Source organism: Desulfoplanes sp. (assembly GCF_054921335.1).
This window is the reverse complement of record NZ_JBUDSQ010000034.1, coordinates 1-22,917: the sequence shown is the minus strand read 5'-3', so window position 1 is coordinate 22,917 and position 22,917 is coordinate 1. Positions and strand designations below refer to the sequence as shown.

The following is a 22,917-nucleotide window of genomic DNA, read 5'->3' as shown; positions in this document are numbered from 1 at the left end:
TACGCGGCCAGCATGTTGGGCTCCTATTTCTTAACTCCTCCAGTTTACGGTGTTGCAATAGTCAAATGTTGACCTGAATAGCTACCGGGGAGGTGGAGACTCCCAATCCTGACCCGTACGATCCTTGAGGGCTCCGAAATGGGGGAGCAACTTGGCGTAGGTGGCTTCGAGATGTTCCGGAACGACCATTGTCGAAGCACTGACCGCCATAAAGGAATGGTCTCCTACCCACCGTGGGACAAGGTGGAAATGGAGATGTTCTTCGATCCCGGCCCCGGCCGCTTCACCCTGGTTCAAACCGATATTGATCCCCTGCGGTTGGAAGACACGGGATAGAATATCACTGGCCGTCTGCAGGTAGTCCATGACCTCATGGCCTTCCTCTGCCGTCAGATCCGTGAGCGTATCGACATGTCTATACGGAGTGACCATGAGATGTCCACTGGAATAAGGGAATTTGTTCATTATCACAAAACAATGTCTGGCCCGGTGCAGAATGAGCCGTTCCCGGTCTTCACGGGTGTGCTCGGGGATACAGAACACGCAGGAATCGGGTTTGGGGCCAAGAATATAGTCGATCCGCCAGGGGGCCCACAGGGTTTGCATAGTCACACTCCTACAGAATCTGGCTCAAGAATTTTTTAGTCCGCGGATGCTCGGGATTCTCAAAAAAATGTTCGGGTGTTCCCCACTCCACGATCATGCCCTCGTCCATGAAGATGACCCGGTCGGCCACTTCCTTGGCAAACCCCATCTCGTGGGTGACCACGACCATGGTCATGCCCTCGCGGGCAAGTTTGACCATGACATCGAGAACCTCGCCGATCATTTCCGGATCCAGAGCGGACGTGGGTTCGTCAAAGAGCATGATCTTCGGGTTCATGGCCAGTGCCCGGGCAATGGCCACGCGCTGCTGTTGCCCCCCGGAAAGCATGGCCGGATATGCATCTGCCTTGTCCGGAATACCGACCTTGTCAAGCAGAGACATACCGGCCTTTTCCGCTGTGGCCCGGGGAACCTTCTTCAACCGCATCGGAGCCATGGTCAGGTTGTCGAGTACCGTCTTGTGCGGAAAAAGATTAAAGTTCTGGAAGACCATGCCCAGCTCCTGCCGGATGGCATTGATATCGTTCTGTCGGGAATTGACATCCTTTCCATCAACGAGAATGGACCCCTTATCAATGACTTCGAGACGGTTTATGGACCGGAGCAGTGTGGATTTTCCCGAGCCGCTGGGACCAATGATGACCACCTTTTCACCGGGATTGATGGAAAGGGATACGTCCTCCAGGGCCTTGAGCGAACCGAAGAACTTGTAGACGTTCTCTATGTGGATAATGGGATCAGTGTCGTTCATAATAATTCAGTTTGTGCTCCATACGGCTTACGCCCTTTGAAAGAATCAGAGTGATGACCAGGTAGACCAGGGCCACCATGGTAAAAGCTTCGAAATAATAAAAGGATTCACTGGCGAATTCACGCCCTCTGCGCAGGATATCCGCAACAGCCAGAATGGATACCAGGGAACTATCCTTGAGCAGGGCGATGAATTCATTGCCCACCGGAGGAAGAATGGTCCGCCATGCCTGGGGCAGGATGACCAGGAACATGGTCTGGGTTCGATTGAACCCAAGGGTTCTGGCGGCCTCGGTCTGGCCGTGGTCGATGGAATCTATTCCAGCCCTGAAGACCTCACCCATATAAGCACCGTAACAGATGGCCATGGCAATGACTGCGGCCGCAAGCGGGGGAAGGCTGCTGAAAAAATCGAACTTCCCCAGGGCATAATAGATATAGAAAAGTTGTACCAAAAGGGGAATGCCCCGGATGATCTCCACATAGGTGGAGGCGATCAGGTTGATAAACCTGTTCCTGGAGAGTCTGCCGAGTCCGGTGATCAGCCCGATGACCAGTGAGAGAAGGATGGAGTAGACGGTTACCTGAAAGGTGACCAGGATACCGTCCGGGAGAAACTTGAGAATATCCAGATAGGGATCCGGCTCATGCACACAAAGATAGACGATGATCGCCAGGGCACCGATGAAGGAGATCCACCAGGCGCTGAACAACCCCCGGTCCTTTTGGGATGGTATGGCCGCGCCGTCGCCCACATTGATGTTGACTTCATTTTTACTCATGAAAATGCCTTATGGATGATATCGACCTTGGGAAACAAGGACGTTGGGATACGACAAAAATGACAGGAAGCCGCTGCGTGCGGCTTCCTGTCATTGGTCCTGGAAAAAAACGGTTACTCCGTGGGGAACCATTTTTTGAAAATACGGTCGTATTCGCCATTGGCCTTGACCTTTTTGAGGCCTTTGTTGATCAGGGCGAGGGTATCATCGTTGCCCTTGTTCACGGCTATCCCCAGGTACTCGGGTTTGTCCGGAACGATCATGAAGGCCAGGGTCAGGGTGTTGATGTAGTTCTTGTTCTGCAATGCGTATCCCGCTGCCACGGCGTCATCGCAAATGACCGCGTCGATGCGTCCATTGTTCAGATTTTCGATGGCCAGACCGACTTCATCATAGGATTCTGGCTTGGCCCCTTCGATTTTCTTGGAGGCGAAATATCCGGTTGTTCCGATCTGGGCCCCGATTTTCTTGCCCTTCAGGTCGGCAACACTTTTTATGCCGGCACCTTTTCTGGTGACCACCCCCTGCTTGACCTCGAAGTATGGGTCACTAAAATCCATAACCCTTTTCCGTTTTTCAGTGATTGAAACCGAGGAGGCTATGGCATCGTACTTTCCTGCGTTGAGCCCGGCAAAGATACCGTCCCACGCCGTGTTTTTGATCACTGCGGTGAATCCTGCCGCCGTGGCTATGGCCTTGACCAGCTCTGGGCAGAAACCAACGATCTCTTTGTCGGCACTGACCATTTCCATGGGGGGCCAGGTTGCGTCCGAGGCAAAAACAATAGTTTTTGCAACGGCGACGTTTGCAAGGAACAAGACTGCTACCAAAGTGAACAATGCCTTTTTCATCATGGTGTGGATCCTCCTCATAGTGGTGGTGGCATAAATTTTGGTTTTCTAGGTCATTCCAGGGTGTAGGTCAAGAAAAGCGCATGTTCGGTTCGTTCCGGACAATGGTCTTGACCAGTTCTAGCTGGTCCTCACGGCCCAGGGAGCCATTGTCGAGCTTGGCGGCGGTGACCTGTTTCAATATCCTTCCGTATACCGGCCCCGGTTTGAGGCCCATTTCCAGTAGATCCTTGCCCGTGATGTCGATGGACTGGGTTCTCAGCTGGGTCAAGAACAGGGAAATGCTCCTGCGCATACTCTCCTTTTGGCTCCGGGCCATCAGATACAGGATCCCCTCGAGGGCCAGGGGATCGAGTATGAAGAAAAGATCGCTCGAACGCTGTTCGGTCTGTTCCCAGTGGTAGAGGGCCCCGATGGTCGTTTTTGTGGATTGTCTGAGACTGTCCAAAAAATCACTCTCTTTCTGGGTCAAATTGAGTCGTCGCACAAGGATCTGGACCTGGGAGCCGTTAAAACCGGCGCATAATCCGAGCATGTAAACGACCCAGGGATGGGGAGAAGGATCAAGGTATAAGAGCCTGTACCAGGCGACAACCTTTTCGATCTCTTCGAGAATGCGTTGTTTGGCAGGATCCATGGACAGGAGGGGATGGATGGCCTTGAGGAGCTTGAAACGTCCCATTTCCTTCAAACAGGCCACGGGCTTGTTTTCCGCAAGCATGAGCCGGATCTCATGGAATATCCTGCTCCCGGAGAGTTTATGGAAGATGTTCAACTCCACGGCATTCTTGACCAACCGCTCGGTCTGGCCACCAATGGAAAAACCAAACCGCTGGGCAAAGCGGATGGCCCGAATGATCCGGGTTGGGTCCTCCACGAAACTCAGGGAGTGCAGTACCCTGATGTTCTTGTTCTTGATATCCTGCTGCCCCCCGAAAAAATCCACCAATCGTCCAAATTGGTCCGGGTTGAGCTGGACGGCAAGGGCGTTGATGGTGAAATCCCGCCTGAAGAGGTCCATTTTGATGGAAGAAAGCTCCACCGTCGGCAGGGCGGCAGGGTACTCGTAATACTCGAGACGGGCGGTGGCCACATCGATTTTGTCCCCGGTCTCGAGAACCACGACCGCAGTTTTGAACTTGCGGTGCTCTCTGACCCTTCCACCGAATTTTCGGGCCATGGCCCTGGCAAAGCCGATCCCGTCGCCCTCGACAACGAGATCGACATCATAGTTGGGAAGATGGAGGAGAATGTCCCGAACAAAACCGCCCACACAATAGACGTTGAGACCTTTTTCGTGGGCCAATTCGCCCACCCCGGCCAAAAACCCGAACAATTCCTTGGGCAGCCTTTCCCTGAGGAGATGTTTGATCTGCCGTTCCCTCCCCCGTTCCGGCACGAGGGTTTCCGGGATACGCGCCGGTTCGCTGACCAGGGTGTGGATGAGGTCGGTGCGGGTGATCACCCCGTAAATATTCCCATGGCCGTCAAGCACGGGCACCAGTCGTTGCCCCTGGCCGAGGATGATTTCCATGACCGGATAGAGATCCAGGTCCAGGGTCACCGTGGAAAAATCCCTGAGCATATATTCCTTTATGGGGACCTCACCCAACCTGTGGATGACCGCCTTTTCCGCCAATTGATGGTCGAGAATGCCCACGCACGCAAAGGTACCCCGTTCAATGACCGGGATAGCCTTGAGACCATACCGGGTCATGAGTTCCGCAGCCTCCTGCAGTGTTTTGTTCTTTTCGATGACCACGGCGGGGGTGGAACAGAGAGACCGGACATCGATGTCCGGTGTGATCTGGGAATAGAGCAGCCCAAAGAGTTCATCCTTGACCTGCTCCAGGGTCCTGTCCTTGATCGAAGCCGAGGCGGCATAGGGATGACCGCCGCCGCCAAGCGAGGAGCAGACGGTCCCCACATCCACATCGGCGGTCCTGCTTCTGGCGACCACCTGGACCCGATCCTGCATCCTGCCCAGGGCGAAGAGGACCCGGATGTTCTCCATTTCCAGGAGCTTGTGCGCTAGCAGGGCGAAATCGCCAACGTAATGATCCAGGGAAACGTCGGCCACAACCACATCAATCCCGCGGATGGTGTGGGTGTTGGCCGACTCGAGAAGGTTGTTCAGGATGAATATCTGGTCGGCACTGAGTTCCCGGTTGACCATATCCGCGACCATGTTGAAATCCATTCCCTGGGCGGCCAGCCAGGCGGCGGCCTCCAGATCGTGTGACGTGGTCGAGGAAAAGGTGAAATTCCCCGTGTCCTCGTAGATGCCCAGTCCGAGAATGGTCGCTTCGTCCGGCGTGATGGACAGCCCCCGTTCTCTGATGATCGAAATGAGGATGGCTGTTGCCGAACCCCATGGCCTGATATCGTTGACATCGCCGGCGAGATCTTCCGGGGAATCCGGATGGTGGTCATAGATGTGTACGGTAAGGTCGGGGTTATCCAGCACCGCGGAAACGTGGGGAATACGTTCCCGTTGGCGTGTGTCCACGAGAACGAGCTGTTTGACGGACGAAAGGTCTATCTCCTTGGCCGACTTGAAATCGAATAGATACGTGGCGCTTTGGATGAAAAAATTCTTGAGGTTACGTTCCTGGGATCCGGGAAAGACCAGGACCGCATCTTCGTACAATTTTCCAGCAGCCACAATGGCACTCAAGGCGTCGAAATCCGCATTTGTGTGGGCGGTTATGATGGTGTGGGCTTTTTTTTTGGTCATGTGGGGGTCGAGCGGGGATGATGGGTTCTGTGGATGTCCAGGAGTCGTCGGGTCTGGACATGGGTATAGATTTCGGTCGTGCCTATATCCGCGTGCCCGAGCAGGATCTGGACGGTGCGGAGATCGGCCCCCCCCTCGAGGAGGTGGGTGGCAAAACAATGGCGCAAGGTGTGCGGGGAGATGGACTTGGTAATGCCCGCTTCGCGCCCGTACCGTTTGATGATTTTCCATACTCCCTGACGCGAAAGTCCGTTTCCAGAACGGTTCAGGAATATATATTCCTGTTTTGGGGAAAAACGGGCGACCCGGGATGCAAGATAAACGGACAGAAATTCCGCGGCGGTGGGGTGGATGGGCACGATACGCTCCTTTCCGCCCTTGCCCCATATACGCAGGATTTCGGTTTGGGGATCATAATCCAGCGGGGTCAAATGGATCAGTTCCGATACACGGAGCCCCCCCCCGTAGAGTATCTCCAGCATGGTCCTGTCCCTGAGTCCCAATTTGGTAGAGATCCGCGGTGTTTCCAACAGTCGGTCCGTTTCCACTTGGGTCAGGACGTCGGGAATGGTCCGGGCGATTTTGGGATTGCTCAATCCAAGGGTGGGATCGTCAGAGACCGCCCCTTCCTCAAGAGCAAAAGCAAAGAAACGCCGAAGGGTGGAGAGATGCCTTGCCTGGGTCTTGGGGGAACCGATCCGGGTCAACAGGTACCTGAGATAGAGAAAAAGGGTGTCCTCCCGGACCTCCTGCAGGGCCAGTCCATGCGTCCTGAGAAATGCACCAAAGGAGTGCAGGTCCGTTTGGTAGGCAGCAACGGTGGTTTCGGCCAGTCCCTGTATCACGACCAGGTGTTCGAGGAAGCGGTCGATACAGTCCTGATTATTTTGTGGTTGCGCCACGCATGTTCTCCCATAACCGTTGGGTTCCGCAATGATCATGACCACATACACATCCAGACTTGCAGGCACAAGGGGAAAAGGATAACGGGTTTCATGGCTGTGTTCATCCGGAACGCCGCAAACGGGGAACCAACGGAACCGATTGATCCTGCCGTGTTCACCTTTTTGGCAGGGGCGGATCGGCCACCTCTTTGCATATCCCAACCAATGGGCTTTCCGTGACCGACGAAAACCGCACCGCTTATATCTCCCTGGGGTCGAACCTGGGGGAGACCACCGCGAATCTCCAACAAGGGCGGAGAAAACTGTGTGCCCTGCCCGGCATTGCCATGGTGGATGCTTCCTCGGTGTATATGACCGAACCGCAGGGGGTCCGCGACCAGCCGTGGTTCGCCAATCAGGTGGTCATGATCGCGTGCTCTCCAGACTGGACCCCGTGGAAATTGTTGGGAACCCTCCTTGGTATCGAATCCTCTCTCGGCAGGGTACGCATAACACGGTGGGGTCCACGGATGATCGACCTGGATCTTTTATTGTTCGCTGCCGAGACCAGCAATGAGCCCTGGCTGACGCTGCCCCATCCCAGGATGGAACAACGGGGGTTCGTGATGGTCCCTCTTCTGGAAATCGCCCCCCATCTCGTTCTTCCCTCTGGCAAAACCGTGGGAGAAGTGGTAGAGGGGCTTGCCTGTTCCATAGAGGGAAACATAATCAGGCAGGATGGCTAGACAGGGCTGTATAATCTTGCAGAATGGTTATATGTCGTTGTCCCCGTAACATAATATTCCGGTTTTACTTGAATAAAGGAACTACTATGCTCAAAATCGCTATTTTTATCGTTGCAGGATTCATTCTTTTCAAATTGCTGACCGGTGACAAAAAAAAGAAAAAAGAGACGCTGACCAAGCAAAAGAAAGACCTGGCTTCTGACGGGGTCATGGTCAAGGATCCTATCTGCGGAACCTATGTGCCCAAAGATACGGACATTCGGGTCAAAAACGGCAATGAGGTGCATTGTTTTTGCAGTTATGAATGTCGGGACAAGTATGTGGACGAACTCCAGGCCGGCAAGGATCCCAAGTCCGTCAAATAAACGGACCGGTGGGCCGTCATTGACTGGACCATTGGTAACGCAAGCACGGGAGGAACCATGAAATTTTTCATCGATACCGCCAACATAGAAGAAATACGCAACGCCAAGAAGCTGGGCATGGTCAACGGAGTCACCACCAATCCGAGTCTCATGGCCAAGGAGGCGAATGATTGGCGCGATGTTGCCGCGACCATCTGCAAAGAGGTGGAAGGGCCGGTCAGCCTCGAAGTCATCGCCCAGGATGCCGAAAACATGATCAGGGAAGCAAAGGACCTGGTCGGTTTCGGTCCCAACGTAGTGGTCAAGATCCCCATGACCATGGAGGGTATCAAGGCGGTCCACGAACTGAGCGCCATGGACATACCCACCAATGTAACCCTGATTTTTTCCCCCCTGCAGGCACTCATCGCGGCCAAGGCCGGTGCTGATTACGTGAGCCCGTTTGTGGGCAGACTGGACGACGTGGGACACGAAGGGATGGAACTGGTTTCCCAGATCCTGACCATCTATGACAATTATATGTTTGATACCGAGGTGATCGTTGCCAGCGTGCGCGGTGCGACCCATGTGCTGGAATCGGCCATGCTCGGTGCCCAGATAGCGACCATCCCGTTCAAGGTCATTAACCAGCTCGCTGCCCATCCCTTGACCGACAAGGGACTCAAAACGTTTTTGGCGGATTGGGAAAAAAAGAAATAGGGACATTGGATAGTCACGGATGGCCAAATGTCCCATAATGATAATTATGTAAACTTTTATTCCCGTCAGATTATTAGACATTCTGTCTGGTGCTGGAAATTGTCGATCCGTGTCTTTGTTGGAACAAGGCATGCCCAGTCTCTCCCTTTGGAAAGAATATTCTACCACCGACCTGATCCGGGATCTCCCTGGGTTTGACGTTGCTCTTGAGCCGGGTCTCCGCCCATTTCCATGGAGATCCCGGCCCTTGTCGCGCATGACGGTCACCTAATGCTACACGTTTTTTAGGACGAAAAATTTTATGTCAAGACACCGCATCAGTATATATAGCCCCATGACGCTCTTGCTCTGCGTCATGCTCTGTGGCCCGACATGGGCGGCCGGGAAAAATTCCTCGGACCGGACCTTCACCGATTGGCTGGAGCATTATCAGGCCTGGGATGTTTATGAAAAAGAATTGTCCATCCAGCCAAACAGCCCGGACAACATCCTTGCCCGGGGAGAAACCCTGCTCCGGCTGGACAAACCGAAAAAGGTCGTCTCCCTGCTTGCAACCCCGTTGAGCGATCCGGTCCTGGAAAACAGACGGCTGCTGCTTCTGGCCCGGGCGAACAGGCTTGTCGGGGATTATCAGGCCTGCATCTTCAATTGGCTTGCATTTGCACAATCGAGCGATCCAGGATCAATGCGTGGGACCATGGGGGCGGAACAGGGGCTTGGCCTCCTGTTTGAGGATGTCTGGAAACAATGGTTCTGGGAATCTTTTTTCACCCAAGACCCCGTACTCTTTGAGACCAGACAGTCAACAATGGCCCAGATGCTTGAACTGGGAGGATCGGTCTGGCCGGACAATCCATTCTGGCCCCGCGTCGGTCCCATTTTTTCCGACATCAGGGGATTATTCCCACCGGCACCATCCCGGTCCCTGTCCATAGAACCGGACAGGGAACTCATCGGCAGGACCCTTGCCGCCTGGTCCCTGGGGTTTTGGGAACAGGGGGACGGCTTTCTCGATCAGGTGTCAGATCCCCACGTATCCACATTTTGGGACCGTTTCGCAGCCCTTGTGGGGCGTCCGTCCAATAGCGCAGGCCAGGACGCCTTGGAACAATCCGGACGTGACGATTTTTTCACCCTGTTTTCGCCGGACATCCGAATGATCACCAAGTGGGTGCTCATTCCCCCGGAAACCCCCTCTTGGCCGTCCTTTGCCCAAAAAATCCAATCCCTGGATACCGCCCAGGCTCTGCGAATGGTTACCACGGAACAGGAATCCCTGTTTCTTCCGGCATCCATCCGCAAGGCCCTTGATGTCTGTGCATTTGCCCTCAAACTCGAACAGGGAGCAGTCCAGCCCCTCGAACACCATTGGGACAAACTCACGGGTCGGGAACAGCCCCCTCCCCTGCTCCTGCAACTGGCCTACATGATTCTTGGCGGTCATCCCTCCATGCCTGAAAAGATTTCCGAGGCTATTCTGGCGCGCTATCTTCTGTCCGCGGCCAAGGTTGCCCCGGACGGCGGTGTGGTCGCGGAGTTTTGGCATCAACCGGAACCAACCGAGGAATACCCCCTGGATTACCTCATGGGATATGGCAAACTGGCCGGAAGCATGGCCGCACAGCCCGACCATGCCGCGGCGACCCATCTGGCCTTTCTCTATCCCCAGGCACCGGCCGCGCAAAAAGGGCTGCTTTTTCTGGCCCGCAAGGCGAACAGGGCTGGGCACCAGAATCTGGCCTGGTCCTATCTGCAAAAAATCCAAACCAAAGATCTGGATGCATCCGACCGCATAGAATTTCTTCTGGCCAGGGCGGGCATGGAGATGGAACTCGGGTATGAGGACGCCGCGCTCAAGGACTATGCCATCCTGATGGAGGAGCGGCCCGGGCGCATCCCCCCGGAAAAGCAGCTCAAGCTCGCCCTTCTGGGCCAGCAGAAACGCCAATGGGGATGGGCGCAGCAGATCCTTGAATCCCTATGGCAACGCCGGGCAACCCTCAAAGAACCCATCCGTGCAGAGATCCTGTTCTGGCTCGGCGAGGGCGCTCAATCCCGGGGCAGGATGCAAGAGGCCCTTGCCTATTATCTCCGCCTTGCCTGGAGTTACCCCGAGCAAAATATATGGGCGGTCACGGCCATGTACCGGGCAGGCCTCATCTATGAAAAACGCCGGGACTTCGAGACCGCCAAACGGCTGTACACAACCGTACTCAAACAATCCGACCGCAAAAGCCAGAAAGAGGCCGCCAGGACCCGCATCGCCTCGGTGAGTGCGGATATGAAAAAAAATAAGCAGACCCTGCCCATGCCCCTTTTCTAAAATGGAGTACCGGGCTGCATCAACAAGGAGGTCCCATGAAATACATCATGTTCGAAGATTTTTCCGGCAAACCCCTGCCCATCATCTTCCCCAACCGCATAGCCCACGACGAACTCCGCAGACAGATCCCCTACTCGACCATCCTGTCCGCCGGGTTCATCAAACCGGTCGGTGACGGATTCGAATGCTCCGGCAAGGCCAAGGATCTGGACACGGAGGCCGCGCCCGAAGACGGAGGGGTGATTACGGAGTTATTTAGGAAGAACGAAGGGTGATGCAAAAAATTGCATTCGGACACAGTAACTATTCAGCCACCAATAGCCCGATCCTTTTTTTCCCTTCCGGAAACGCCACAGCCTCATGCCGAGTTATCGTGCTGAATAGTTATACCATTTCCACTTTGTTCTGAGTCCATGGCATGTCAGGGGAGAAGCGGCTTCCAGCCACTTTTCTTCGGTTAGAACTTAGTAAAAATGGTATTACCATACCCAAACAAAAAGAGCTTTGACCAAATGCCAAAGCTCTTTTTGTTTGGGACAAATTCAGGGAGAATAGCTACCTTTCTATCGCCTTATCCAACGCGTCCTCAACCAGCTTGTTGGGACTTGTTCCTTGAATAGTAGCTGCCAAAGCTGCTTTCCTGTACAACTCTGGAGAAATTCTTACAGAAAAAAATCCTCTCAATGGCTTTCCGGTCTGGTTTTCCACCGCTTGTGCATCCAGAACCACTGCTCGGGATACTTCTGGACCACCCTTTCCACGGCTCGGGTGTAGAAATCGGCAATGGCCCGAATGTTTTCATCCCGTGTGCCTTCGAGCGTTGCCGTATCAAGTGACTCTTCCACTGCAAGCCTGTACATCGTTCCCTTTTTGCGGAGCAGAAACACCGGCAGCACGAGCGCTTTGGAGCGCAGGGCGAGCAGGGCCGGCCCCATGTTCACGGCAGCCATCCTGCCGAGAAAGGGCAGAAACACGGCCTCGTCCCGGGAGCAGTTGTGGTCCACCAAAAAGGCGGTCATGCCGTTTTTTTTCAGGCACCTGAGCACGTTACGGGCGGCATTGCGGTGGGCAAGAACCTGGAGATGCCCCACACTCCGCAGGCGCAGCATGAGTTCGGCCAAAGCCTTGTCCTTGGGAAGTCTGACAACAACCTGGCAGGGTGTCTCCGGCACAATGAGCCGACAAAGCCCCCCCAGCAGTTCCCAGCTTCCCATATGCCCCGTGACCACGACGACCGGACGATTCTGGGAGAAAACCCGGTCCAATCGATTGCGGACCGTGGCAGAAATTTCGATATGATCACGCATGAACGCAGGATCCATCTGCCGGGTCAAAAAAATCTCCCCAAAGGCCTGGGCCGCATGGGTGAAACTGGCACGCGCAATATCCCGTGCCTGGCCTCGGGAAACCTGCAACCGTTCCCGGATGGTGGAAATGGCCATGGCACGTCGAGCGGGCAAAAGGTGCCAGAACAGCCGCCCCACCCCCCTACCAAATCGTTCGACCCCCGAAGGGGACATCCGGGAAAAGGCGGCGCCTATAGCCGTATAGATAAGATCACGCATGGATTAACTCTCCCATATACAAAATCCTGGATGCGAACACCGGACAATCATCCGGATACCATCCGTTGCCGTCCATGATTATCCCACTTCCCGGAGGGGACGGTTGATCGGGCGTCAGAAGCATATGCTGTCAAACCAATGATTCCAATGTGGCGGTCAACCGTTCCTCTTCGCCGGCCATGGTTGACGCGTTCAATGTTTCAGGGACCATATACGGCTCGCCATAGACGGCCTCGCACCGGGCCAGGGGGAGCGGCAATTGGAATTTATCCCATGCCTTGTGGAACACCTTAGCCCGGCTGATCCGTATCCTCACCGGCATGATGGGCACCTGCGCCTTGGAGGCCAGAAAAATGGCCCCGGGCTTGGCCTGATGCCGGGGGCCCCGGGGGCCGTCCACCGTCAGGACCACATTCCGTCCCCCGGTGCGCACCTCCTTCAGGGCCGCCAACAGGGCCTTGAGCCCTTTGCGGGAACTCGACCCCCGCACAGTGCCGTATCCCAGACGTTCCATGACCTTTGCCAGAATTTCCCCGTCCTTGCTGCTGCTGACCACAGCGACCACCCCCTCGTTTCTGTGCAGATAGGTCAGAGGAAAAAGCTCGTCATGCCATAGGGCAAAGATCATGGATTGCCCCTGCTCTTCCATGGATGTCATGGCCTGATAATTGACGCGGGAGAATCGCAATGTGCTTCCCCAGAGTCTGAAAAGCCCGGAAACCACAGGGGCGAGATGATAGAGTTGCATAAATGTCCTTGATGGTTGTGAGAGGACAGCATCCGCTTGTCCTCGGCCCACCATGCCGTAGGGGCGATCCATGAATCGCCCGTTTTCTCGAGCCCCGGGAGATGAGAGAAAACAATCCTTGCGGCAGAAACCGGGGGATATGCTTTGGTCGAAAACGGGTATTTCTAGGGGCGCGACGAGGAAAGGTCAAACCATTTGCCTTTGCCTGCCGGACGCACTAGGTGTCAATTCTCTTTGCTTTGTTTTGATCGGTATCCAAACCGTTTGTATGATGCAACATTACCAGGAAAACATTCCACCATGTCCACACAACGCATCCGTCTGACCATCACCGGCCAGGTCCAGGGGGTGGGATTCCGCCCGTTCATCTATTGTCTGGCCCATGAATCCGGCCTTGCAGGGTCTGTCCTCAACGCCCCGGAAGGGGTGATCATCGAGATCCAGGGTGATCCTGCCTCCATCCCCCTGTTCGAGGAGGGGCTGGAAAACCGTCTGCCTCCCCTTGCCAAGATCGTCTCCTGCGAGCGCGAGGAAATCGCCCCCCTGCAGGATGACCAGGAATTCGTCATCCTTGAGAGCACCCAGGGTGAGGGCCACCATGTGCTCATCTCCCCGGACGTTGCCACCTGTGCCGATTGTATTGACGATATCTTCGATCCCGGCAACCGCCGCTATCTCTATCCCTTCACCAATTGCACCAATTGCGGCCCCAGATACACCATCACCCGGTCCATTCCCTATGACCGGGACAAGACCTCCATGGCCTGTTTCCCCCTGTGTCCGGATTGTGATAGGGAATACCGCGATCCCCTGAACCGGCGTTTCCATGCCCAGCCCAATGCCTGCACTGGATGCGGGCCCAAGGTATGGCTGACCGACGGGGTCGAGGACCGCATCTGCCCGGACGACCAGGCCATCGGGGCCACGGCCCGAACATTGTTTGAGGGTAAGATCGTGGCCATCAAGGGGCTTGGCGGATTCCACCTGGCCTGTGACGGAAGCAGCGAAATTGCTGTCGAGCGATTAAAAACCCGCAAGAATCGCTGGGGCAAACCCCTGGCGGTCATGGTGCCGGATTTGGAGACGGCCCGAGCCGTTTGCGAGGTGACAGAGAGGGACACGGAACTGCTCACCGGCCATATTCGGCCCATTGTGGTCATGCCCCGGAAATCCCTGTCAGGCCTGGCCAATGGGCTTTCCACGGATACGGATTTTTTGGGCGTCATGCTCCCGTACACGCCCCTGCACCACATTCTTTTGCGCCATTATGCGGGATTGTGCGGCACGGATCGGGTCCCGGCCCTGGTCATGACCTCGGGCAACCTCAGCTCCGAGCCCATCTGTCTGGGCAACCGGGAAGCCCTGGCCCGGTTGGGAACCATTGCCGATCTTTTTTTGCTCCACAATAGGGACATCCTCATTCGGTGCGATGATTCCGTGGTCCGGAACAATGTGGACGGTTTCCAGTTCATGCGCCGGGCCAGGGGGTACACGCCCGGACCGATTTTTCTGGCCGAAAACGGGGAATGCGTTCTCGGTGTCGGTCCCGAACTCAAGAACACCCTCTGCTTGACCAAGGAAAACCAGGCCGTTGTCTCCCAACACATCGGGGACATGGAGAACCTGGAAACCTTCGAATTTTTCAAGGAGATAGCCGCCCACCTTCAGGGCATCCTCCAGGTCGTGCCGGGGGCGGTTGTCCGGGATCTGCATCCCGATTACCTGTCATCGCGTTTTGCCGACGAGTACCGGGATATCCCTGTGTACACCCTGCAGCACCATTTTGCCCACATCCATTCCGTCCTGGCAGAAAACCGTTTTCAGGGACGGGCGCTGGGGATGGCCCTCGATGGCACGGGGCTGGGAGATGACGGTACGTTGTGGGGGGGGGAACTTCTCGGAGTGGATACGCAGACATTGGAACACATCCGGATGGGACGTTTCGATCATGCGCGTTTGCCCGGCGGTGAGGCGGCCATCAAGGAACCCTGGCGCATCGCCCGGAGTATGCTCACCGATCTGGGAATGGACGTCCCCGGGAAAAAACCGTGGCCCTGGCTGGAAAAATTCGCAAGTCAGGACCGGTTCATTCCCCAAATGCTGGCGAAGAATATCAATGCACCGGTCTCATCGAGCTGCGGCAGATTGTTCGATGGGGTGGCCGCCCTGCTCGGTCTCAAACTGACCATTGCCTACGAAGGACAGGCGGCCATCGTGCTGGAAGCGGTACAGGACATGTCCGCGGACTCGCGATACGCATGTAGGGTCCGCGAAGAAGAAGGAATGCTGGTGCTGGGCACCCGGGATCTGTTTGCCCAGGTTGTCGAGGATTGGGACAGGGGGACGAGTCCTGGAATCGTCAGCCGTAGGTTCCATCTCGGTTTGATGCACGGGTTGGCCGCATGGGCCGAACAAGGGGCCAGACGACTCGGCATGGATACCATCGGCCTGAGCGGCGGGGTCATGCAGAACCGGACCCTGAGTTTGGAACTGCCACCACTCCTGGAAAAAGTGGGGCTGAACGTGCTCGTGCACACCCATCTGCCCCCCAATGACGGTTGCATCTCCCTGGGGCAGGCCGTGTATGGACGGGGGCGGCTCAAACAGCAGGGGTAGATGGAAGCGGGCCGCCCGCGCTCCCGATTCTGGGAGACCGACCGGATTTGCTCCTCAATCAAAGGCGGTCGGTCGCGATGCATCCTGCACATGTCGTCTGATCTCCGCAATGTGCTCCGGGCTGGTCCGATTGACCGAGAGCTCGGGCAGGGAATCCGGATCAAAAAACCCCACTTCCGAGGTTTCCTCGCTGATAGTGGCTTCTCCCCCGAGTATTTCACACAGAAAAATGATCTTGAAGGCATGGTAGAACTCCATCGGGCGTCCCAGACGGTTGGCGTCGAGCACCGCAATGACCTTGACCGGTTCTACCTCAAATCCACTCTCTTCCCAGACCTCTCTGGCGACAGACTGGGCCGGGCTCTCCCCCACATCGGCCCATCCCCCGGGCATGGTCCATTTCCCATCCGCCCGCTCTTTGACCAGAAGGAGTTTCCCGTCCCTGATGACCGCCCCGCGCACATCCACCTTGACCGTTGCATAACCCGGCTGGGCAAGAAAATTTTTTTCAAGCTCCTCCGGCGACCGTTGTGTATAGAAGGCGACCATATCCGCGGCGATGTTCATGAGCTGGGTAAAATTTTCTTCGTCATAGTGGTTTTTCTTGTAGGTCAAACCTATCTGGCTGATCGCTTGGATGGTCCGGGCCCACTTGAGCCATTGGGGGGAATCGTCGTGCATGATCAAACTCCTTTGTGTGCGTAAACCGAGTACAACAAAAAACCCTTGGGGGACCAAACGGTCCCGCAAGGGTTTTTGTTGTTGGAAACCCGCAAAATGTCAAAGGTTACTAGGACCTGAAATCTTGGACGATCTTTCCCAATTGTCCGGCAAGGCCGGCCAGCTCGGTCGTGGCATCCAGTGTTTGCTGCATCCCCTGCGCCGTTTCCATGGTCACCCGATTGATATCCTCAACCGACCTGCTGATCTCTTCGCTCGCGGCGGATTGTTCCTCGGAGGCCGTGGCAATGGAAGTGATCTGCTGGGACATGGTTTCCGAGGAAGAGACGATCTCTTTCAGGGCATTTCCGGCTTGGTTGGCCAGATCCGTGGTTCCGGTGACAACCTGGACCGTGACATCCATGTCCTTGATATTCGTATTGGTTCCATCTTGGATACTGTTGACCGCCAGACCGACCTCCTTGGTCGCCTGCATGGTCTTCTCCGCAAGTTTACGGACCTCATCGGCGACCACGGCAAATCCCTTGCCCGCTTCACCGGCCCTTGCCGCCTCGATAGCGGCGTTCAGGGCCAATAGATTGGTTTGGTCGGCAATATCGCTGATCACGTTCATGACCTGCCCGATACCGTCGGCCTGGGTGCCGAGTTTATCCAGCTTGCTTTTCATCCCAACGACTTGCTGCTGCACCTGGTTGATGGATTCCACGGCACGGACAACGACCTCCTGCCCCCTGACGGCGTTCTCCCTGGCCTCTTCGGACGCTCCGGATGCGTGTGAAGCGTTTTTGGCCACCTCAAGGACAGTGGCGTTCATCTGATCCACCGCAGTCGCTGTTTCCTGGGTACGTTTACTCTGCAGATGGGTGCCCTGGGTGACCTGTTCGCTCTGTGCGGCCAATTCTTCTGATGCCGAAGTCAACCGTTCCACGACATCCTCGATGGAACCGGCGGCCTGGCTCATACCCTCGGCCTTGGCTCTTTCCGCCGCTTCCCTGGCCTCCAGGGCCCCACGTGTAGCCTGATCGGCTTTTTCCTTTTCCTGCTGTGCCTGCTCCTTCTCCGTTTTAGCATCACTGATAAGAATCTTGAGTTTTTCGACCATGGTCTGCAGGGCATCGGCCAGTTCACCCAGATCGTCATTACGATGGACGTCAATGACACTATCCAAGTTGCCCTGGGCTATCTCTTTGGCAAAGACCGTGCAGGTTTTGACAGGCTTGGTCAGCTTGCCGGCAACGATCAGGGTAAGGACCGCCACCAGCATGGAGATCCCGAAAATGACCGCGGCAAGGAAGATGATCAAATACCGCATATGGTTTTCTATGGAAATTCTGTCCTTGCCAATAAAAAGCATCCCCTCGATATTCCCACCGAGATCACGTATGGGCCAATATATGGTATCGAACATGGCACCGAACAAGGAATTTTCCCCCTCATACCTCGTGCCCCGGGCAAGGACCCTGTCGGCGATATCTCGGTTGGTCAACGCCGTGCCGATGACCCGTTTTCCGGAATCATCGACAATCGTTGTTGCGATCCGGGTGTCCCCGTCAAAAACAGTACATTCCACATCCATATCCTTTTTGATCCCATCGACAAAGGGGAGTGAGGAAAGATTGTACCCCAAGAGAACCGCCCCGACCACCCGATCCCGTTCATACACCGGAGCTGCGGCCCGGAAGGAAAATTTGATCACGTTCCCCCTGGCGATCCCCACGGCCACGTTTCCTTTGAGCGCCTCCTGCACGATATATTTCCCGGATTGGCTGTCCCCATGTTTGGGGGAATGTCCACGAGCGACAACATTGCCTGTAGCGTCGACCAGGGTGATGAAGTCGAGTTGCATTCTGGACACGATATCCTTCCCGAACGCCTGCATCCCAGCGGTATCGTCCTGGTCCAACCCTTGGACGACCTGACTGTCCTTGGACAACAACACGGCGTATCCTTCGATTTCCTGCAATACCTTAGTCACCCGGGCATCGATGATGTTTTTGATCGAAGCGATGTTCTCCTTGTTCTCATTGGTCAATATTCTGTGCATTTCGACACTGACCGAGACCACGGTGCCAACACTCACGGCAACCATCGCCAAGATGATCATGATCATGACACGAGCCCGGAAAGATAGATGGATCCCTTTGTTCATGTTCGTCTCCCTCTTACTCATTGGACCAGATGACTGTTAACACCCCTGTTTATCCCATCCCGTGCCGGGGGCTACATCTAGGGACCAGCACATTTAGCGGGATTTGTGACATGTTTATAACGTCAGCGCAAGATGTAAGACATCTCACACATGCACAACTATGTCCCATGGGGGGGTAACGGATTGGAAAGAATTCTGACACCATGTTTACTCTCCTTTCTATATAAATATATGATTACGATGTGTTACATGAAAACCACCACCAACGATGGAATCCGACAATGTTGTTAACCATTTTTTGTGCCAAAAAAAGGACAGATACGCATATCTGCCCTTGGTGCACCATGGGAACGTCGCTCTTGGATTTTTGCTCTCCCCTGCTCCCTATTTTCCCCGCATTTTTCGGCTGTTCCCGATACGTACGGTGAATTTTTGTTTGTCCATGAATTCGAGCAAGGGAATAGCGAATTTACGCGACAGCCCGGTCAATTCCTTGAAATCGGCCGGAGTGAGTTCGTCCTTGGTCGCAAAAAAATCGCTGAGTATGGTTTTGAGGCCCCCAATGGCCTTGGTATCGAAATACAGATCTTCGCTGATCTTGATCAGCCGTTTTTCCTCGACGAGGTGCCGCATCAGGGGAAGGATATCCTTGGGGGTGACCTCCAATGTTTCCGAAACCACCTTGAGGGTTGGCGGTGTCAGGCCCCCTTTTTCGTACAGGGCGGTGAGTTCCTTGCGCAGTTTGCTCTGGTCCGATGCCAAGGAAACCTTGTGGCCCGGGAGATGGAGGAGCTCCTGTTCCACCACGATCCGTTCCTGTTTGTTCAACCGCTCCAGGATGAAATGGAAAAGTTTTTGCGAGAAATCCTTGCCCCAGGTGGAGGCGAGCTCACCACGGGAGATACCCGGGCGCATGGGATTGTGCCTGTGGAATGTCTTGAAGTGTTCGACGGCCTGATCACAAAGCCCGAGGATCAACTCTCCGGAAACATAGATGCGTTGCTCCTTATCCACCAAAAAGGCCTGCTGACGCCCCCCCAACGTCTGGAGGATTTTTTCCAGTCCCTTGGACTCGATGTCTGTCATAATGCGCAATTTGGCAAAACTGAGCCCCTGTGTCCCCGCGAGTTCGAGCTGGTGGATGACCAGATCATTATCCTCGGACGTCGCAAGGGTTTCAAGTATCTTCAAATCTTTGGAAAACCGCTTCACCTTGCGCCCAAGAGGGTTGATGATCGAGGCACCGGCAATGGTCTGCAAGGGGGAAAACGACCTGATGATGCATCGGTCCCCGTAGACCCCGGCCATGGGAGCCTCGAACCGGACCTGACAGACCGTGGTCTCTCCGGGTTCGAGGATGTCCCTGTCCAGAAAATAGAGCCTGGCCAGGACCTCCTTTGTCCCATGATGGAAATGGACCTGTGTCCGGTGTTTGATCCCTTTCCTGGCCGAGGACAAACAGGTGATCTCCAGATCCCATACCCGGCTCGGGAAAAGCGTATCCGGCGGGGCCAGGAATTCTCCACGATTGATTTCGCTCTTTTCCAATCCATATAGATTTATGGCCGTCCGCAGACCCGCCAACGTCTCGTCCTGGGCATCACCATGCACCTGGAGCCCCCTGACCCTGGTCGTCACCCCCGAGGGATAGAGAACCAGGTCCTGCCCGACCTTGAGCCGTCCCGAAAAACTGGTTCCGGTGACGACCGTGCCATATCCCTTCATGACAAAGACCCTGTCGACGGGCAGCCGGAAAAGATCCGACCGGCGTTTTGGCTTGAATTCGCGGGTCAACCGACCGATTTCACCCTTCAATGTTCCGAGCCCCGCGCCGGTATGGGCGGACACCGGAATGATCGGGGCATCCTTCAAAAAGGTGGTCTCCAGATAGGATTGTACATCCTCGGTGACCAACTCGAGCCATTCCTCATCGACCATATCCGTCTTGGTGAGGGCGACCAGACCGGTCTTGATCCCGAGCAGGGCACAAATCTCCAGATGCTCCCGTGTCTGGGGCATGACACCTTCGTCCGCAGCGATGACCAAAAGCGCGAAATCGATACCCGCCGCGCCGGCAACCATGTTCTTGACGAATTTTTCGTGCCCCGGGACATCAATGATCCCCAGGCGGAGGTCACTGTCCAGGTCCAGAAAGGCAAATCCCAGTTCGATAGTGATCCCGCGCTTTTTTTCCTCCACCAACCGATCGCAGTTGGTCCCTGTCAACGCCTTGGTGAGTGTGGTCTTGCCATGATCTATATGGCCTGCAGTGCCCATGATGACAGGCATGGAACGCTCCTTGGTTCATAAGGATATGAATGATAGAGGATGTAAAGATAGAGGATAGACGATGGGGAACAGCGAGACCATGCCCATGCCGTTCATGCTCAGCCCGGAAGCCCGTAGCTACTCTGTTTGACAGCAAGATTTTTTTATCCTGCAATTGATACGTGCCACACTCCACGAAAACTTTCCACCAAGTCATGCCGGCGTAGGCCGGGACCTTGAAGGCCGAAAATGTGGTCATACGTCAAGACACCACCACCCCCATGGAGACACGTCCGGAATGTGCCCCCTCTCTCCCGTCTCTATATCCTGTATCGTATTTCTAATGCTTCAAAAACGTCTTGTACGCCTGTACAGTAGCGTAAATATCCATCTTGCTGGCGATCTCAAAAGGGCTATGCATGGACAGGACACCGGGGCCAAAATCAATGATATCCATGCCGTAGATGGCCAGGTGTTTGGCCACGGTTCCCCCGCCACCCAGATCAACCTTGCCCAGCTCGGCCATCTGCCAGGGAATGCCGGCCTGGTTGAGGATCTTTCTCAGCCACGCCACATATTCGGCATGGGCATCATTGGCCCCATATTTCCCTCTATGCCCGGTGAATTTGCAGAACACCGGACCGTACCCGAGTTTTGATGCGTTCAGCTTTTCGTGGACATCCTGGTAATCCGGATCCAAGGCAGCATGAACGTCCGAGGACAATGCCTTGGTTGACTGCATGACATGCCGGAATCGGGTGCCGGGCTCCCATGTGTCGATCAAATCTCTCATACAATACTCAAAGAAAAGGGATTGGGCCCCGGTGGAGCCGTCCGAACCGATCTCCTCTTTGTCCCAGAAAAGAACGACCTGGGTGAATTCGGGCTGTTCAGAGGCCAAAAAGGCCTCCATGGACGTGAACACACAGATGCGGTCATCCTGGCCGTAACTGCCGATCATGGAACGATCCAGGCCTACATCGCGGGCAGCACCAGCGGGCACGACCTGGATTTCGGCACTGTACAAATCCTCCTCGACGATCCCGTATTTGCGGTTCAACAATTCGAGAACGTGGTCCTTGATGGGTTCCTTGTCATTTTCCTCGTTCCCATCCCCTTTGCCAAGGGGGGCGTGCCCAAGATAGATATTCATCTTTTCGGCCTCAAAGGCCTCGCTGACCTTTTTCTCGGCCTGCTTCTGGGACAGGTGGGGAAGAAGATCGGCGATGACGAAGACCGGATCGCTCGGATCGTCGCCAATGCAAACCTGCACGGTTTCCCCGTTCGTCTTGGCAACCACACCATGCAGAGCGAGGGGCCGTGAAAACCACTGGTATTTCTTGATCCCCCCATAATAGTGGGTTTTTGCCAGACCGACTCCGCACTCTTCATAAAGCGGATGCTGCTTGAAATCCAACCGGGGACTGTCCGCATGGGATCCGACCAGACGGATACCTTCGGCCAGAGGACGTTTGCCCTTCCGGGCCATGAACAATGTCTTGCCCCGATGGTCGCGCAGGACCAAGTCCTTTGCAAAATCCTCGGAAAACCCCTTTTCTTTGAGAATTTTCATTCCCCAGGCAACGACCTCGCGTTCCGTCTTGCACGAAGACAAAAAATCCCTGTACCGTTCACAGATCTCTTCCATGGCCTTGCGGTGTGTGGGGGTATCAAATATCTCCCAACAACTCTTGGGGTCGCATTTCCTTTTTGGTTCCATATTTTTCTCCGTAGGTACGGTTTTTGTATTACGGTTTTATGTTTCAGGTTGTAAGATTTAAGGGTTAAGGTTTAAGTTTGAAGGGTTATGATCTAAGGATTAAGATTGCCTGATGGAATGTCTTTATGCTATGGGCACCTGCAGGGACGATGAATCGCCCGTTTTTTCCCTGGGAACGCCGAGCGTCTGCTCGGTATTGCGTTTACTGACAGGCAGAAAATTGGGAAAGCACTGAAGGATGTGCCTGCAAAAAGTATCTCTTGCAGGCGGTTTTAGGTTTTAGATTATTACGTTTTAAGCAAAACCAGGTAGTTAAATCTCATGATTATTCAGGATCTGGCAATGGGGGCATTTTTTGCAGTCGCATCCTGAAGGGCAGATATGGAATCTTCCCCTACGTCTCCCGTTTCCCGTCTCCCGTTTCCCG

The 22,917-nt window shown here is 55.0% G+C and carries 19 protein-coding genes; 6 read left to right on the top strand and 13 right to left on the bottom strand.

Features of this window, described 5'->3' with window-relative positions:
- Positions 1–81: 81 nt before the first annotated feature.
- The 6 genes from ACY692_RS08895 to xerD form a co-directional block, all read right to left on the bottom strand.
- Positions 82–606 (bottom strand): HIT family protein, encoded by a 525-nt coding sequence (locus ACY692_RS08895; RefSeq protein WP_462325003.1) that lies wholly within the window; start codon positions 604–606, stop codon positions 82–84.
- A gap of 10 nt (positions 607–616) precedes the next feature.
- Positions 617–1,357, bottom strand: coding sequence for an amino acid ABC transporter ATP-binding protein (locus ACY692_RS08890; protein WP_462325002.1), 741 nt, complete (start codon positions 1,355–1,357; stop codon positions 617–619).
- A complete protein-coding gene (locus ACY692_RS08885) occupies positions 1,344–2,138 on the bottom strand; it encodes an amino acid ABC transporter permease (RefSeq protein WP_462325001.1) in 795 nt (264 codons plus the stop codon). The genes ACY692_RS08890 and ACY692_RS08885 overlap by 14 nt, the downstream gene beginning before the upstream one ends.
- 113 nt (positions 2,139–2,251) lie before the next feature.
- On the bottom strand, positions 2,252–2,992 hold the full coding sequence (locus tag ACY692_RS08880) for a basic amino acid ABC transporter substrate-binding protein (protein WP_462325000.1): 741 nt from the start codon (positions 2,990–2,992) through the stop codon (positions 2,252–2,254).
- Positions 2,993–3,059: 67 nt separating this feature from the next.
- Positions 3,060–5,726, bottom strand: coding sequence for a CBS domain-containing protein (locus ACY692_RS08875; protein WP_462324999.1), 2,667 nt, complete (start codon positions 5,724–5,726; stop codon positions 3,060–3,062).
- Positions 5,723–6,628, bottom strand: coding sequence for a site-specific tyrosine recombinase XerD (gene xerD / locus ACY692_RS08870; protein ID WP_462324998.1), 906 nt, complete (start codon positions 6,626–6,628; stop codon positions 5,723–5,725). Before xerD ends, ACY692_RS08875 begins: the two co-directional genes overlap by 4 nt.
- Positions 6,629–6,846: 218 nt before the next feature.
- Here xerD and folK point away from each other — a divergent pair, with 218 nt between their 5' ends.
- From folK to ACY692_RS08845, 5 genes are all read left to right on the top strand, one after another.
- Positions 6,847–7,356: a 2-amino-4-hydroxy-6-hydroxymethyldihydropteridine diphosphokinase gene (folK, locus tag ACY692_RS08865; RefSeq protein ID WP_462324997.1), complete on the top strand. Its 510-nt coding sequence runs from the start codon at positions 6,847–6,849 to the stop codon at positions 7,354–7,356.
- A gap of 86 nt (positions 7,357–7,442) precedes the next feature.
- On the top strand, positions 7,443–7,721 hold the full coding sequence (locus tag ACY692_RS08860) for a transcriptional regulator (RefSeq protein ID WP_462324996.1): 279 nt from the start codon (positions 7,443–7,445) through the stop codon (positions 7,719–7,721).
- Positions 7,722–7,778: 57 nt separating this feature from the next.
- Positions 7,779–8,420, top strand: coding sequence for a fructose-6-phosphate aldolase (gene fsa / locus ACY692_RS08855; RefSeq protein ID WP_462324995.1), 642 nt, complete (start codon positions 7,779–7,781; stop codon positions 8,418–8,420).
- A 301-nt stretch (positions 8,421–8,721) separates the two neighbouring features.
- Positions 8,722–10,743, top strand: coding sequence for a tetratricopeptide repeat protein (locus ACY692_RS08850; RefSeq protein ID WP_462324994.1), 2,022 nt, complete (start codon positions 8,722–8,724; stop codon positions 10,741–10,743).
- Between the two features lie 35 nt (positions 10,744–10,778).
- Complete coding sequence (locus tag ACY692_RS08845; RefSeq protein ID WP_462324993.1) at positions 10,779–11,018, top strand: hypothetical protein; 240 nt, start codon at positions 10,779–10,781, stop codon at positions 11,016–11,018.
- 280 nt (positions 11,019–11,298) lie between these two features.
- Here ACY692_RS08845 and ACY692_RS08840 read toward each other — a convergent pair whose 3' ends face one another.
- The 3 genes from ACY692_RS08840 to ACY692_RS08830 form a co-directional block, all read right to left on the bottom strand.
- Positions 11,299–11,451: a toxin-antitoxin system HicB family antitoxin gene (locus ACY692_RS08840; protein WP_462324992.1), complete on the bottom strand. Its 153-nt coding sequence runs from the start codon at positions 11,449–11,451 to the stop codon at positions 11,299–11,301.
- The gene (locus ACY692_RS08835) at positions 11,424–12,308 is read right to left on the bottom strand and encodes a lysophospholipid acyltransferase family protein (protein ID WP_462324991.1); all 885 of its coding nucleotides are present in this window, start codon (positions 12,306–12,308) and stop codon (positions 11,424–11,426) included. Before ACY692_RS08835 ends, ACY692_RS08840 begins: the two co-directional genes overlap by 28 nt.
- Positions 12,309–12,438: 130 nt before the next feature.
- On the bottom strand, positions 12,439–13,056 hold the full coding sequence (locus ACY692_RS08830; RefSeq protein WP_462324990.1) for a lysophospholipid acyltransferase family protein: 618 nt from the start codon (positions 13,054–13,056) through the stop codon (positions 12,439–12,441).
- Between the two features lie 300 nt (positions 13,057–13,356).
- Between ACY692_RS08830 and hypF the strand changes: the two genes are divergently transcribed.
- Positions 13,357–15,672: a carbamoyltransferase HypF gene (gene hypF / locus ACY692_RS08825; protein ID WP_462324989.1), complete on the top strand. Its 2,316-nt coding sequence runs from the start codon at positions 13,357–13,359 to the stop codon at positions 15,670–15,672.
- 54 nt (positions 15,673–15,726) lie between these two features.
- Here the strand turns inward: hypF and ACY692_RS08820 are convergent, their stop codons facing one another.
- The 4 genes from ACY692_RS08820 to ACY692_RS08805 all read right to left on the bottom strand — a co-directional run bounded on the left by ACY692_RS08820 (position 15,727) and on the right by ACY692_RS08805 (position 22,490).
- Positions 15,727–16,353, bottom strand: coding sequence for an NUDIX hydrolase (locus tag ACY692_RS08820; protein WP_462324988.1), 627 nt, complete (start codon positions 16,351–16,353; stop codon positions 15,727–15,729).
- Between the two features lie 109 nt (positions 16,354–16,462).
- Entirely contained in the window at positions 16,463–18,502 is a 2,040-nt protein-coding gene (locus tag ACY692_RS08815; RefSeq protein WP_462324987.1) for a methyl-accepting chemotaxis protein, read from the bottom strand.
- A 384-nt stretch (positions 18,503–18,886) separates the two neighbouring features.
- Positions 18,887–20,791, bottom strand: a complete 1,905-nt coding sequence (gene selB / locus ACY692_RS08810; RefSeq protein WP_462324986.1) for a selenocysteine-specific translation elongation factor — start codon at positions 20,789–20,791, stop codon at positions 18,887–18,889.
- Positions 20,792–21,110: 319 nt separating this feature from the next.
- Positions 21,111–22,490, bottom strand: coding sequence for an aminopeptidase (locus tag ACY692_RS08805; protein WP_462324985.1), 1,380 nt, complete (start codon positions 22,488–22,490; stop codon positions 21,111–21,113).
- Between the last annotated feature and the right edge of the window lie 427 nt (positions 22,491–22,917).